Source organism: Streptomyces albireticuli (assembly GCF_002192455.1).
GTDB lineage: Bacteria > Actinomycetota > Actinomycetes > Streptomycetales > Streptomycetaceae > Streptomyces > Streptomyces albireticuli_B.
The window spans coordinates 4,721,657-4,735,348 of the sequence record NZ_CP021744.1; the positions used below are offsets into that span (position 1 = coordinate 4,721,657).

The 13,692-nt window shown below is 73.1% G+C and carries 11 protein-coding genes; 6 read left to right on the top strand and 5 right to left on the bottom strand.

Features of this window, described 5'->3' with window-relative positions; all coding sequences use genetic code 11:
* The first annotated feature begins 55 nt into the window (after positions 1-55).
* The gene (locus SMD11_RS20410; protein WP_159395333.1) at positions 56-727 is read left to right on the top strand and encodes a TetR/AcrR family transcriptional regulator; all 672 of its coding nucleotides are present in this window, start codon (positions 56-58) and stop codon (positions 725-727) included.
* 19 nt (positions 728-746) lie between these two features.
* On the opposite strand, the gene SMD11_RS20415 is transcribed toward SMD11_RS20410, so the two are convergent.
* Entirely contained in the window at positions 747-4,823 is a 4,077-nt protein-coding gene (locus SMD11_RS20415) for a type I polyketide synthase (protein ID WP_087927820.1), read from the bottom strand.
* 232 nt (positions 4,824-5,055) lie between these two features.
* On the opposite strand from SMD11_RS20415, the gene SMD11_RS20420 reads away from it, so the two are divergent.
* The 4 genes from SMD11_RS20420 to SMD11_RS20435 all read left to right on the top strand — a co-directional run bounded on the left by SMD11_RS20420 (position 5,056) and on the right by SMD11_RS20435 (position 8,994).
* Entirely contained in the window at positions 5,056-5,313 is a 258-nt protein-coding gene (locus tag SMD11_RS20420; protein ID WP_087927821.1) for a helix-turn-helix domain-containing protein, read from the top strand.
* Positions 5,314-5,517: 204 nt separating this feature from the next.
* On the top strand, positions 5,518-7,107 hold the full coding sequence (locus SMD11_RS20425; RefSeq protein ID WP_087927822.1) for an AMP-binding protein: 1,590 nt from the start codon (positions 5,518-5,520) through the stop codon (positions 7,105-7,107).
* Entirely contained in the window at positions 7,104-7,949 is an 846-nt protein-coding gene (locus tag SMD11_RS20430; protein WP_087927823.1) for a TIGR03619 family F420-dependent LLM class oxidoreductase, read from the top strand. The genes SMD11_RS20425 and SMD11_RS20430 overlap by 4 nt, the downstream gene beginning before the upstream one ends.
* A gap of 181 nt (positions 7,950-8,130) precedes the next feature.
* The gene (locus SMD11_RS20435; RefSeq protein WP_087927824.1) at positions 8,131-8,994 is read left to right on the top strand and encodes a Bax inhibitor-1/YccA family membrane protein; all 864 of its coding nucleotides are present in this window, start codon (positions 8,131-8,133) and stop codon (positions 8,992-8,994) included.
* Positions 8,995-9,105: 111 nt separating this feature from the next.
* On the opposite strand, the gene SMD11_RS20440 is transcribed toward SMD11_RS20435, so the two are convergent.
* Positions 9,106-9,336: a DUF4287 domain-containing protein gene (locus tag SMD11_RS20440; protein ID WP_087927825.1), complete on the bottom strand. Its 231-nt coding sequence runs from the start codon at positions 9,334-9,336 to the stop codon at positions 9,106-9,108.
* A gap of 98 nt (positions 9,337-9,434) precedes the next feature.
* Here SMD11_RS20440 and SMD11_RS20445 point away from each other — a divergent pair, with 98 nt between their 5' ends.
* Positions 9,435-9,782: a hypothetical protein gene (locus tag SMD11_RS20445; RefSeq protein ID WP_087927826.1), complete on the top strand. Its 348-nt coding sequence runs from the start codon at positions 9,435-9,437 to the stop codon at positions 9,780-9,782.
* Between the two features lie 170 nt (positions 9,783-9,952).
* On the opposite strand, the gene SMD11_RS20450 is transcribed toward SMD11_RS20445, so the two are convergent.
* The 3 genes from SMD11_RS20450 to SMD11_RS20460 form a co-directional block, all read right to left on the bottom strand.
* On the bottom strand, positions 9,953-10,780 hold the full coding sequence (locus tag SMD11_RS20450) for a hypothetical protein (protein ID WP_087927827.1): 828 nt from the start codon (positions 10,778-10,780) through the stop codon (positions 9,953-9,955).
* A 285-nt stretch (positions 10,781-11,065) separates the two neighbouring features.
* Entirely contained in the window at positions 11,066-12,286 is a 1,221-nt protein-coding gene (locus SMD11_RS20455; RefSeq protein ID WP_087927828.1) for an acetyl-CoA C-acetyltransferase, read from the bottom strand.
* 377 nt (positions 12,287-12,663) lie between these two features.
* Positions 12,664-13,689, bottom strand: coding sequence for an SGNH/GDSL hydrolase family protein (locus SMD11_RS20460; RefSeq protein WP_087927829.1), 1,026 nt, complete (start codon positions 13,687-13,689; stop codon positions 12,664-12,666).
* Positions 13,690-13,692: the final 3 nt, after the last annotated feature.

Genomic DNA, 13,692 nt, shown 5'->3' on the forward strand with positions numbered 1-13,692 from the left:
GGGCGGCGTCGACGGTGCGGAGCGAAGTCGCAATTCTCCGCATCCAGGAGCTGAGATGATAGAGACCAAACCGGTCGCAGGGCGCCGGGAGCGAAATAAGCAGAGGGTCCGCCAGCGGCTGTACTCGGCGGCGGTCACGCTTTTCGCGAAGCAGGGCTACGACCAGACCTCGATCGACGAGATCACCGAAGAGGCCGACGTCGCGCGGGCCACGTTCTTCAATTACTTCCAGCGCAAGGAAGACATCATCATCGCCTGGGGCGACCTGCGGCGGGAGAAACTCCAGGCCAGCCTCGGATTCCTGCCCGCGCCGCGCGGCGATGTCGTGGCACGCCTCGATCAGTGCGTGTCCGCCCTGGTGGACATCAACGAGGAGGAGCGGGACATCACCCGCGCCATGCTCCTCGCCTGGGTGAAGGCCGGCCGGCCGATGCTGGAGGACCCCTATTCCAGCCGGATCTTCGCGGAGATCATCGAGGAGGGCCTCCGGCAGGGCCAGGTGTCCCCCGGCGTGGACGCGTCACGGGTGGGCCAGCTGCTCCGCGACGCCTATCTGGGCGCCCTCTACCGCTGGACGCAGGCGCAGGGCGCGGACACCCACCTCTATGCGGAACTGCGGGAGCTGTTCCACATCATCCTCCGGGGCATCATGCCCGGCTACGCGCTCGGCGTGGAGCGGCCGCTCGCGGCCGCCCCCGAGCCGAGCGGGGCCCCCGGCGCCGCCTGACGGGGACCCCGGTCGCGGCCTACCGCAGGGAGCCGGCCAGGCTCCCGATGCTGTCCTCGCCCAGCAGGCGGCCGATGCTCAGGTCGACACCGTGCTCGGTGAGCAGCCTCCGGCGCAGCTGACCCGCCATCAGGGAGTCCAGCCCGAGGTCACGCAGCGGCCGGCGGCCGTCGATCCGTTCGGGCGGCAGCCCGAGCACCGCGGCCACCTGGGCCAGGAAGCGCTCCTCGGCCGTCGCCGCCGGGACGGACGCGGGTGCCGGCGCCGGCCGTGGCCCGGGCGGACCCGCCTCCGCCGCCGGAGGCGCGACGGCGGACGGGACGGGGGGTGGCGCGGCAGTTGCCACAGGAGGTGCCACAGGAGGTGCCACAGGAGGTGCCACGGGAGGCCGGTGCGCCCCGGCGGAGGACAGCGGGTCCGGTCCGGCCCCTGCGGATCCGGCGGTGGCCGCGGTCCGGGCCGCCACCTGCCCGAGCAGGCTCCCGACGTGCGAGAGCAGCGCCGTGGCCCCGCCGCGCACGGTGGCGACGGCCGGCGCGCTCACGACGAACTCCGGCAGCCTCGGCAGCAGCGAGGCCATCCGCTGCGGCAGGGACGCCTCGGCCCCGGCGATCCGGTGCATCCGGATGTCCCGGAACGCGGCGAGGACGGCGCCGGCGCCGTCCAGGAGCAGCACCTCGGCCCGCCCCTCCGGCCGCGCCGGGTCCGGCACGAACCGCGCCAGGCTCCAGAACTCCGCCGGGAGTTCGCCCGCGATCTCCACGCTGTCGAAGGACACCGGGACGTAGGCGCACGTCGCGGCGGAGGGTGCGCCGCCCAGCGGATAGGCCGCGGCGACGGACTGGAGGCCCGCCTCCCACAGGGCCGGCTGCCCCGCCCCCGTCAGCCGCATCCGGGCGACGGCCTCCCCTTCCGTACGCCACGCCTGGGCCACCGCGCGGGACGCCTCGCCGAACTCGTAACCGCGCGCCACGGCCAGGCGTTCGAACTCGGCAGCGGGCAGGTAGGCGCGGCAGCGGGCCAGCGCGTCGTTCAGCTCGTCGGCGCCCCGCCGCCCGTCGCCGGCCTCCTCGTCGTGCCGGACCCGGGCCGTCATGCAGAGCACGGGCGGCCGCTCGTCGCCCGGCGGACGCAAAGCCTCCACCCGGGCCCGCGCCCCGCCCGCCCGGCCGTCGTCCGTGAGCGTGACCCGGAGCGTCACCCCGGCGCCCTCCGTCACGTCGACGAACTCCTCGCCCAGCCGGACGTCCTCCAGGACGAGGCGCCCGTCGTCCCCCTCGCCGTCGGCGCGCGCCGTGTCGAGCACCGCCGCCATGTAGTACGAGGGCGGGATCGGCGCGAGTCCGCGCAGGGAGGTGACCGCGACCGACCCGGTCACGGGGAACTCGCGCACCCGCTCGCGCCGCGCGGCCGGCCGCGACGGGCCGGCGGGCAGCCGGTACGTCTCGGTGTCCCAGGGGTAGGCGGGCAGCGGGACGACCGGGCCGCGGGGGGAGAACCAGCGCTCCCACGCCACGGCCGCCCCCTGGCCAAACAGCTGTCCCAGCGAGCGGGCCAGCATCAGCGGCTCGTCCTCGTGCCGCCGCAGCGAGGCGACCGGCGGCACCGGGGTACCCAGGTCGCCCAGGACGTCGTCGACCGCCGTCAGCAGGGCGGGGTGCGGGCTGATCTCCAGGAAGACGTGCTCGCCCTCCTTCGCCACGGACCGCACGGCCTCGGCGAACTCCACCGGGTGGCGCAGGTTGTCGGCCCAGTAGGCGGCGTCGAGCTCGGGGCCCCGGACCCGGTCGCCGCGCACGGTGGACACCATCGCGGTCTTCACCGGCTTCGGCCGCAGGCCGGCGAGCGCGGCCAGCAGGTCCTCGCGGATCAGGTCCATGCCGGGGGAGTGCGAGGCGACGTTCACCTTCAGCATGCGGTGGAAGACCCCCCGGCCCGCCAGCACCCGGCCGAGCTCCCGGAGTTCGTCCGGGGCGCCCGCGAGCACCGCCGACCTCTGCGAGTTCTCCACCGCCACGCAGAGGGAGCCGAGCCCGGCCGCGGCCCGCCGCGCCTCGTCGGCCGACAGCTCGACGGCCATCATCGAGCCGAACCCGGCCACCCGCTCCATCAGCCGGCTGCGGCGGCAGATCACCGCGGCGGCGTCCTCGGCCGAGAGGGCGCCGGCGACCTGGGCGGCGGCCACCTCGCCCATGCTGTGGCCGACGCAGACGTCGGGCTCGACGCCCCGCTCGCGCCAGGCCGCGGCCAGCGCGACCTGCACGGCCCACAGCACGGGCTGGACGACGGCGACGTCGTCGGGGAACTCCTCCGTGGCCGTGGTGAGCAGCTCGGTCACCGACCAGCCGAGCTCGTCGCGCACCGCCCTGTCGCACTCCTCCATGGCGGCGCGGAAGGCGGGTGAGGTCTCCAGCAGCCGGCGGCCCATGCCGAGCCACTGCGACCCCTGGCCGGGGAAGACGAAGACGGTCCCGCGGGCGCCGCCGAAGCCGGCCTCCGCGATGCCGCCGTCGGGGGTCTCCGTCCCCTCGGCGAGCGCCCGCAGCGTGGCGGCGAGGTTGTCGTGCGTCGTGCCGACCGCCCACAGCCTGTGGGTGTGCGCGTCGCGGCGCGTGGCCGCGGTCGCGCAGACGTCCCGGAGCGAGTGCCGGCGGCCGGGCCCGTCCGGCCCGAGGTGGCGGGCGTACGCGCGGGCCAGCCGGCGCAGGGACGAGTGCGACCGGGCGGACAGGACCAGCAGGTGGGGGCCGGTGCCGTCCTCGGCGGTCGCGGCCGGGCCGTCGGCCACCGGGACGTACTCGCCGATCACGGCGTGCACGTTGGTGCCGGACAGCCCGAACGAGCTGACCCCGATCAGGGCCCGCTCGCCGGTCCTCCCCAGCGGCCGGTTGGCCCGGACGAGGTCGAGGGGCGAGTCGTCCCGCGTGAGCAGCGGGTGCGGCGTACGGACGTGCAGGGAGGCGGGGATGACGCCGTGCCGGGCGATCAGCACGGCCTTGATGAGGCCGGCGACGCCCGCGGTGGCCTCGGTGTGGCCGATGTTGCTCTTCACCGAGCCGATCGGCAGCGGGCGGTCCGCCGACCGGGCGCCCGCGACGGCCTCGGCCAGGGCGCGCAGCTCGACGTCGTCGCCGACGGGCGTCCCGGTGCCGTGGGCCTCCACGTAGTCCAGCCGCGCGGGTGTGACACCGGCGGCGCGGCACGCCTCGTGGATCATGTCGGACTGGCCGGACACGGCGGGCTGGAGCAGCAGGCCCGAGCCCCGGCCGTCGTTGTTGCAGACGCTGCTGTGCAGCACGGCGAGCACGGGGTCGCCGTCGCGCTCGGCGTCGGCGAGCCGCTTGAGCACCACGACGCCCACGCCCTCGCTGCGGACGAAGCCGTCGGCGGTGACGTCGCCGAACTTGCAGCGGCCGTCCGGGGCCATCATGGAGCCCTGGGTGTAGGCGATGGAGTCCTCGGGCGACAGGATGATGTTGACGCCGCCCGCGATCGCCAGGTCGCTCTCGCCGGTGAGCAGGCTCTGCCGGGCGGTGTGGACGGCGGCCAGCGAGGACGAGCAGGCGGTGTCCAGCACCATGCTGGGTCCGCGCAGGTCCAGCGCGTAGGAGACGCGGCCCGCGGTGATGGCCCGGAGCCGGGTGCCGGCGGCGGTGCGCACGGTGCGGTCGGCCGGCGCGATGGTCTCGCCGTACTCGGCGGTGGCCTGGCCCACGAACACCCCGGTGCGGCTGCCGGCCAGGCGGGAGGGGACCACGCCCGCGTTCTCCAGGGCCTCCCAGACGACCTGGAGGAGAAGGCGCTGCTGGGGGTCGGAGGTGACGGCCTCCACTGGGGAAATTCCGAAGAATCCCGCGTCAAAATCGAACGGCTTGTCGAGAAAGCCGCCGTAGGCCGACACGGTCTTCCCGAGGACGCTGCCGGTCGGGTCGTGGTGGTCGGCCACGGGGTAGCGGTCGGCGGGTACCCGGGTGATCGCGTCGGTGTTCTCCGTCAGCATTTTCCAGAATTCATCGACATTCTGTGCGGCGGGGAATCGGCATCCCATTCCAATAACAGCAATATCTTTCCTGTTCTCGCCATCCAGGTGATTCATGCTTCAAATGTATACCAGCGCACATGTTTTATTCGGCGGGAAGTGGGCGGCCTTCCCCGGCCACTCGGGCAACTGCCCGGCATATGTGTATTGATCGGCATTTGCGCATTTATGATTCCTTGATTGAGACGTGGGTCACGATTAAGTGCGCCGGAGTGCAAAGACCGTCTAGTGTCCAGTTGTAGACGCGAGTCCATGTTTCGTGTTGTCGATGCGAGGGGGTCGGTGACGGATGCCTGACTGGTGGCCGCAGATCAGGAGGGTGGATCTCCTGTCCATCCGGGAGAAGGACGTGTTCTGGCTGCTCGGAGCGGGTTGTTCCAACCGCTCCATCTCGGTGCGGCTCCAGGTGACGGAGCGCACCGTCAAGGCCCATGTGGCCCGCATACTCACCAAGTTGGAAGTGGAATCCCGTCTTCAGGCCGGCCTCGTCTCGTACATCTACCACCAGGCGCAAGGGCGCCATCTCGCCGCGGTGAAGGCCGGCTGAGCCGCCGCGTCCGCGCGGCGCGGCCGGTGGCCGGAACCGGCCGCCGGGCCGCGCGTCGTCGGCCGAAATGGTTCGAGGAACGTCAAACTTTTGCAAGGCCGGTGGCCGGGCGGGGGGTGGGGGAGGCGGATCCGTCGTTGCGTCCTTCACTCCGCACCGCCGGTTCCGCCTCTTTCGCCGTCCCGCTGTGCAGGAGAATCAAAAATGATTTATCGCAGCCCGTTCCAGGACATAGATCTTCCGGGCCGACCGCTCGACGAATACATTCTCGACGGTGCCTCGGAGCGCGGTGACCACCCCGCCCTGGTGGACGCGGTGAGCGGCCGGACCATTACCTACACGGAGCTGGCCGGGCTGGTCGACTCCGTGGCCGCGGGACTCGCCGACGCAGGGCTGAAGCCGGGCGAGGTCCTGGCGGTTTATTCCCCGAATTCCCTTTTCTACCCGGTGGTCTGTCTCGCCGCCGCCCGGGCCGGAGCCGCCGTCACCCTGGTGAATGCGCTGGCCACCGCCAAGGACTTGGCCCGCCAGCTGCAAGATGCGGAAGCCCGCATTCTATTCACCGTCTCCGCATTGCTCCCCACGGTCCGTGAGGCGGGCGGCGACACCGTGCGCGAGGTGTTCGTCCTGGACGAGGCCGAGCACCACCGGAGCATCGGCGACCTGGCCGGCTCCGGCGCCCCGCGGCCGGCCGCCGACGCCTCCCGGGGCAGCGCGGACATCGCGCTGCTGCCGTACTCCAGCGGCACCTCCGGGGCGGCGAAGGGCGTGGTGCTCACCCACGGCAACGTCACCGCGAACATCGCCCAGATGAGCCACGCCCTGGAGGTCACCCCCGACCACCGGGTGCTGGCGGTGCTGCCCTTCTTCCACGCCTACGGCTTCAGCACGCTGATCGGCGTCACCCTGCGCTCCGGCGCCACGCTGGTGGTCCTGCCGCGGTTCGACCTCGCGGGCTTCCTCGACATCCTGACCGGGCAGCGCATCACGCACGCCCTCGTGGCGCCGCCCATCGCGCTCGCCCTCGCCAAGCACCCCCTGGTCGAGGGCCGCGACTTCTCCTCGATCCAGCAGCTGCTCAGCGCCGCCGCCCCGCTCAAGCCCGAGCTCGCCGAGATGGTCCACCGGCGCATCGGCGTCCCCGTCGTCCAGGCCTACGGCATGACCGAGCTGTCGCCCGGCGCCCATGTCCCGCCCCGCGGCCAGACCCCGCCGCCCGGCTCGGTCGGCAAGCCGCTGCCCTCCACCGAGTGCCGGCTGGTCTCGCCCGAGGACGGCCGCGACGTCGCCCCGGGCGAGGAGGGCGAGCTGTGGGTCCGCGGCCCCCAGGTCATGCGCGGCTACCTGGGCCGGCCCACCGAGACCGCCGAGGTGGTCGACGAGGACGGCTGGCTGCACACCGGCGACCTGGCCCGGGTGGACGAGGACGGCTGGTTCTTCATCAGCGACCGGGTCAAGGAGCTCATCAAGTACAAGGGCTACCAGGTGCTGCCCGGCGAGCTGGAGGCCGTGCTGCTCACCCACCCCGGCGTCGCCGACGCGGCCGTCGTCGGCGTGGTCGACGAGGACGGCATGGAGACCCCCAGGGCCTACGTCGTCGCCGCGCCGGGCCCCGGCGACGGCGCCGCGCTCACCGCCGAGGCCGTCATGGAGTACGTCGCGGCCCGCGTGGCCCCGTACAAGAAGGTGCGGTCGGTCGCGTTCCTCGACGCCCTGCCCCGCTCGAACGCGGGCAAGATCCTGCGCCGCGAGCTGCGGAACCCCGCCGCCGGGGCGGGCCGGGCCGGCTCGTGAGATTCGGCCTGCTGACCTACCCGGTGCACGACGGCATCGAGCCGAGTGAACTCGGGCGGGCGGCGGAGGACCTGGGCTTCGAATCCCTGCTCTTCCCCGAGCACACGCACATCCCCGCCTCGCGCCGGCCCCGGGTGGCCGAGTGCGAGGCCCTGCGCCCGCGCTCGTACCGCGTCTACGACCCCTTCGTGGCCCTGGCCGCCGTCGCCGCGACCACCACCGAGCTGCGCATCGGCACCGGGCCCAGCCTGATCGCCCAGCGGGACCCGATCATCCTGGCCAAGGAGACGGCGAGCCTGGACCAGATGTCCGGGGGCCGCTTCCTGTTCGGCGTCGGGCCGGGCGGGGACGCCGAGGAGCTGCGCAACCACGGCGGCGACCCCGACACGCTCCTCGACCTGATGCGGGAGCGGGTCCAGGCCGTCAAGGCCATCTGGACCCAGGAGGAGGCCAGCTACGAGGGGACGTACGTCTCCTTCCGGCGGATCTGGTCCTGGCCCAAGCCCAGGCGCCGGCCGCACCCGCCGGTGCTGGTCGCCGGCGACGACGAGGGCGTCATCGACCGGGTGATCGCCTACGGGGACGAGTGGCTCCCCTACGCCCGGAGCCCGGCCCGGCTCCACCGGCGGGCCGAGGCCCTGCGCCGGCGGGCCCGCGCGGCCGGGCGCGCGGACATCCCCATCACGGTCTGCGCGGGCGAGCCGTCCGCCGAGGACGTCGACGAGTACGCCGCCCTGGGGGTGCACCGCATCCTCCTGCCGGTCACCCCGGGCCCGGCCCCCCAGGTGCTCGAACAGCTCAAGGGCATCGCCGGGCGGCTCACCGTCGCGGGGCTCGGGTGACCACCGTGGCCGGGGTGGATTCCGCGTGGGGCAGAAGGGGGAAGGGAACCGTCGGCGCGGGATTCCCGTTCTCCGGGTGGGGGTACCCGACCAAAAGATCGTCCCCAAGCACGAGTGCATTCTTTTGCCTACCCATTACCCTGGTCGCAAGGCCGCGCAGGGTGGCCACGGAGGAGTGAGGATGAGGAGCAGCAACCCGGTCTTCTCGCGAGGGTTCCGCGACAACGGCTACGCCGGCTTCAACGGTGCCCCGCAGGCCGGGACCGCGGCCCAGGGCAACCCGTACGCGAACAACCCCTACGCGGAGCCCACCAACCCGTACGCGGCGAACCCGTACGCGCAGGGTCCCGACACCCAGCAGGGCGCCCCGCAGGCCCCCGCGCGGGCCGACCGGATGACGATGGACGACGTCGTCATGCGCACCGGCACCACGCTGGGCCTGGTCGTCGTCGCGGCGGTCATCGGCTGGGCGGCGAAGATCCCGGTGGGCGTCGGTTTCGCCGCGGGCCTCGTCGCGATGGTGCTCGGCTTCGTCCAGTCCTTCAAGCAGAAGCCCGTCCCCGCGCTGATCCTGGGGTACGCGGCCCTGGAGGGCCTGTTCCTCGGCGTGGTCAGCCGGTCGTACAACCACTACGCGGACGGCGCCCCGGTCCAGGCCGTGCTCGGCACGATCGCCGTGTCCGTCGGTGTCCTGATCGCCTACAAGACCCGGCTGATCCGCGTCGACCGCCGCTTCATCCGCTTCGTGACGGCCGCCGCCATCGGCTTCGTCCTGCTGATGCTGGTGAACGTCCTGTTCGCCGCCTTCGGCGGCGGTGACGGCCTCGGCCTGCGCTCGGGCCCGCTGGGCATCGGCGTCGGCGTCATCGGCGTCCTGATCGGCGCGGCCTTCCTGGCGATCGACTTCAAGCAGATCGAGGACGGCGTCCGCTACGGCGCCCCCCGCGAGATCGCCTGGATGGCGGCCTTCGGCCTCACGCTGTCGCTGGTGTGGATCTACGTCCAGATGCTCCAGCTGGTCACCGCCATCACCGGCAACGACTAGCGCCCCGGCTTGACGGCCGGCGGCTGACGAAGGGCCCGGGAAGACATCGTCTTCCCGGGCCCTTCGCATGTGCGTGCCCCGTTGTGGAGGTGCTGATCGGGGTGGCGTCCGCTACCGGAGCTTCCGCGCGGCCCGTCGGAGGTCGTACTCGTGGACGATCGCTTTGGCATGGCCGTAGGCGAGGTCGTGCTCTCCACGGAGCCAGCTCACCTTCTCCTCGAATCGGAAGAGGGAAGGGCCTTCTTCTACCGTGCGCAGCCAGTCCGCGACTTCACGGCCGGTGCATTGAGGGATACGGGAGAGCAGATTCCGGTGGGTCTCGTCGGAGAAGACGTGGGACATCGGCGCCTCCGGACGCGTCGGCTGATGGTCCTTCCTGTCACCGTGCCTGAGTGTTCATCCGTTGGCAACAGTCCGTCGGCGGCGCATAGGCTCGCGCTGTGGATGATGTGACGCCTCTTCTTGCCGCCGTGGACGCCTACGCCGACCGGCTGCGGTCCCTGCCGCAGTCCCGTCTGAGCAGGGGGGCCGCGGCGGAAGCGCTGGCCCTGGCCCGAGAGTTGGCCGCGTGGACCCAGCGCCTGGAGGAACCGGGCGCGGGTTCGCCGCGCGAGATGCCGGACGCGGGGATGTTCGCGGTCGCGGACCAAGTGGCGGTGGCCGGTCATGATTTGGCCGAAGCGCTGGCGCTGGCGGCCGGGGGCGCGGGTGCCTTGCCGGAGGGGGTGGGGGTCGCGGAGGCGGTGGCCCGGGTGGAGGAGGCGGGGAGGCGGAGCGGGGTTGTCTGAACGGGGGTGGGTATACCGCTGCGCAGGGCTTTGTCCCCACCCCACCCCGCCCCTTCCCGAACCGGGGCTCCGCCCCGGACCCCGGTCCTCAAACTCCCCCGGCTACCGCTGGGAGGTGCCCCCGGACGGGCTGAAACGCAGCCCGTCCGGCGCTTGAGGACAACTCGGGATCACGGCGAAGCGATCACCCGATCAGCCAGGACGTAAACCCTCTCCACCGCACAGGAGAACGTCAGCGCGTACGCCCCCGAAACCCCCGACCCCCCGAGAAGCACAGGCGCGTCCCCCGCGTCCAGCGCCGCCCCCAGCCGCTCCGCCGTCTCGCGGTGCCCCGGGGTCATGCAGAGCGTCGTGCCGTCGGCGAAGACGTACACGTCGAGGGTGCCCAGCGGCCCCGGCCGTACGTCGGTCAGCGGAATCCGGGCGTCCGAGAGTTCGGCGAGGCGCTCGACGGTGCTCTCGTGGTCGCCGGCGGGGCCCGCGGGGGTGAATTCGGGGTGGGAGGGGTGCCGGCGGCGCGCGGCGGCCAGCTCCGGGGACTCCGCGGCCTCCGCCTCGGCGGAGGCCGCGGAGTCCAGCGGGTCCAGTCCCACGAGGTCGGCCTGGCGGGGCAGGTAGAGGCTGCCGTACGGGCCCTCGGGGCCCAGCAGGTCGTCACCGAGCCCGGGCAGGCCGCCGAGCAGCGAGGGGGCGTCGGCGCCGCTGGGGTCCCTGGCCTCCTGGGCCGCCCAGAAGGCGCGGGCCTCGGCGAGCTCGCGCTCGCGCTCCTCGGCGAGGGCGTCGGCGACGGCGGCCCGTATCTCCGCGATCTCGGCGCCGGGGGCGGGCCGGGCGTGCGGCACCTGGGCGCGCTCACGCCGCTCCGCGCCGGCCGCGGCGAGGTCGGCCCGCAGGGCCGCGATCTGCTTGCGCAGGCCGCGCGTGCTGTGGAGGGCGGCGGCACCCGCCGCCGTGGCGGTGGCAGCGGCAAGCAGCAGGGCAAGGGACAAGGCGCTCACTGACGTACTCCCGGTTGCTATAGGTCCCCCAGATTCCTACCTCAGCTTCGCCCGTGATGCTGTATGCCCACAGTGCAAAACGTCATGAAGGGGACGGGACTTAGGGCCCGGACGTTGCCTCTTCAACATATCTGACCTGCGGAAACGAATCGCCCCCAGGAGGTTGGTCACATCCTGGGGGCGATTCGGTCACGGTCACGTACAGGGCGCCGTGAATGAGTTCGTGATCAGCTCAGCCGCTCGGACCGCCCGCGCGTCTTCGCCTCGCTTCCGCTGCGCTCCAGCTCAGCTCAGCCGCTCGATGACCATCGCCATACCCTGCCCGCCACCCACGCACATCGTCTCCAGCCCGAACTGCTTGTCGTGCCACTGGAGGGAGTTGATCAGCGTGCCGGTGATCCGGGCGCCCGTCATGCCGAAGGGGTGGCCGACCGCGATCGCGCCGCCGTTGACGTTCACCCGGTCCAGGTCCGCGCCCAGCGCCTGGTAGGAGGGGATGACCTGGGCCGCGAAGGCCTCGTTGATCTCGATCAGGTCGATGTCGCCGATGCCCAGGCCGGCCCGGCGCAGCGCCTGCTTGCTGGCCTCGACCGGGCCGAAGCCCATGATCTCGGGGGAGAGCGCCGAGACGCCGGTGGAGACGATCCGGGCCAGCGGGGTCAGACCCAGCTCGCGCGCCTTGGTGTCGGACATGATCACCAGGGCGGCGGCGCCGTCGTTGAGCGGGCAGCAGTTGCCCGGCGTGATCAGTCCGTCGGGGCGGAAGGAGGGCTTCAGGCCCTGCACGCCCTCCAGGGTCACGCCGGCGCGCGGCCCGTCGTCCTTGGTGACGACCGTGCCGTCCGGGGTGGTGACCGGGGTGATCTCGCGGGCCCAGAAGCCGTTCTTGATGGCTTCCTCGGCGAGGTTCTGCGAGCGGACGCCGAACTCGTCCATCTCCTGGCGGCTGATGCCCTTCAGGCGCGCCAGGTTCTCGGCGGTCTGGCCCATCGCGATGTACGCGTCCGGCACCAGGCCGTCCTCGCGCGGGTCGTGCCACTCGTCCGCGCCCTGCTCGGCGCGGGCGGCCGTGCGGGCCTCGGCCTCGGCGAAGAGCGGGTTGTGGCTGCCGGGCATGCCGTCGGAGGAGCCGTTGACCGTCCGGGAGACCGTCTCCACGCCCGCCGAGACGAAGACGTCGCCCTCGCCCGCCTTGATGGCGTGCAGCGCCATCCGCGAGGTCTGGAGCGACGAGGAGCAGTAGCGGGTGATCGTGCAGCCGGGCAGGTGGTCCATGCCCATCTGGACGGCCACGATCCGGCCCAGGTTGTGGCCCTGCTCGCCGCCGGGCAGGCCGCAGCCGAGCATCAGGTCGTCGATGTCGCGCGGGTCGAGCTCCGGGACCTTGGCGAGCGCGGCGCCGATGATCGTCGCGGTCAGGTCGTCGGCGCGCATCTCCTTCAGCGAGCCCTTGAAGGCGCGGCCGATCGGGGAGCGGGCGGTTGAGACGATCACGGCTTCGGGCATCACGGCTCCAGTGGGCGTGGGAAGGCGGGCCTGAGGCGGGCCTGCCGAGCGCCTGGGCGGCGGGACGACAGGGCCTGTTGGAAGTTACCCGTCCGTAGGGCTCTGGTCACGGCTTGGCGGCTGTGATGCGGACCTCTTTTCTAAGCGGCCGCTCAGGGGGGGTAACGGCCCGCAGCCGGCGTACGGCGGGAGGGGGCGGGGCGGGGTGGGCCCGGAAGGGGCGTGAAGCGTGATTTGCGGGCCGTACGGCGGCCAACTGTGCACCGGTGGGTGAGTGGGCCCGTAAATCATGCAGCCCCGGAGGGCCCACCCCGCCCCGCCCCCGACCCACCGCCGCCGGCACCCGAGCCCGAACCGCCCAGTCAGGGCGGGCCTCCTCACGACCCCCGCCCCACCCGAAGCCACGCGTGGTGCGGAGTCGCCTCCGTATGGGCAGGCAGGTGCCGCCGCTTGCGGTGCTTGAGCAGGGCCCAGCGCCCGCGCGCCGCCGTGACCTCGGTGCCGCCCTCGGACGCCGCCTCCGCGGCCGCCCGGGCCACCGGCAGGATGCCCTCGCGGCGCGCCACGTCCGGGCGCTCCTCGTGCTCCGGCCACAGGCCCAGCGCCGCGCACAGCGTCGGCAGCACGGCCATCGCCGCCGTGGCGTAGCCCTCCGCGGACGGGTGGTAGTTGTCGGGTCCGAACAGCTCGCGGGGGTTCTCCGCGAACTCCGGGCCCAGCAGGTCGCCGAGCGAGACCGTACGGCCGCCGGCCTCCAGGACGCCGATCGTCTGGGCCGCCGCCAGCTGCCGGCTCAGCCGCTTGGCCACCCAGCGCAGCGGCTGGTAGACGGGCTCGATCGTGCCCAGGTCGGGGCAGGTGCCCACCACCACCTCGCTGCCCGCCTCGCGCAGCCTGCGCACCGCGTCGGACAGCAGCCGCACCGAGCGGGCCGCCGGCATCCCGTGGGTGACGTCGTTCGCCCCGATCATGATCACGCAGACGTCGGGGGGCGGGCCGTCGTCGAGCAGCAGGGTGACCTGCCGGTCCAGGTCGTGGGACTGGGCGCCGGACAGTGCCACGTTGCGCAGCGTGACCGGCCGCTCGGCGACCGCCGCGAGCCCGGAGGCCAGCAGGGCGCCGGGCGTCTGCCGGGGCCGGTGCACGCCCTGGCCCGCCGCCGTGGAGTCGCCGAGGACCCCCAGCAGCAGCGGGTCCCGGCCGAGCCGGTGGACGAACGCGGAGCCGTAGCGGCCGTCCGCGTGCGGCGGCGCCTCGTGGGCCCCGCCGACCACCCGCTTGGCCAGCCGCGCCTCGGTGAGCAGCACACCGACCGCCGTCGCGCCCAGCAGGCCGATACCGCCTCCGCCGTACGCCGCGGCGGCCGCGATCCGCCGTGCGACTCTCGCCCTCGACATGGACATGGG

Bases quoted from the DNA above. Each gene is read 5' to 3' on its own strand.
- SMD11_RS20410 (WP_159395333.1), top strand. From the start codon at position 56: ATGATAGAGACCAAACCGGTCGCAGGGCGCCGGGAGCGAAATAAGCAG.
- SMD11_RS20415 (WP_087927820.1), bottom strand. From the start codon at position 4,823: ATGAATCACCTGGATGGCGAGAACAGGAAAGATATTGCTGTTATTGGA.
- SMD11_RS20420 (WP_087927821.1), top strand. From the start codon at position 5,056: ATGCCTGACTGGTGGCCGCAGATCAGGAGGGTGGATCTCCTGTCCATC.
- SMD11_RS20425 (WP_087927822.1), top strand. From the start codon at position 5,518: ATGATTTATCGCAGCCCGTTCCAGGACATAGATCTTCCGGGCCGACCG.
- SMD11_RS20435 (WP_087927824.1), top strand. From the start codon at position 8,131: ATGAGGAGCAGCAACCCGGTCTTCTCGCGAGGGTTCCGCGACAACGGC.
- SMD11_RS20440 (WP_087927825.1), bottom strand. From the start codon at position 9,336: ATGTCCCACGTCTTCTCCGACGAGACCCACCGGAATCTGCTCTCCCGT.
- SMD11_RS20455 (WP_087927828.1), bottom strand. From the start codon at position 12,286: ATGCCCGAAGCCGTGATCGTCTCAACCGCCCGCTCCCCGATCGGCCGC.
- SMD11_RS20460 (WP_087927829.1), bottom strand. From the start codon at position 13,689: ATGTCCATGTCGAGGGCGAGAGTCGCACGGCGGATCGCGGCCGCCGCG.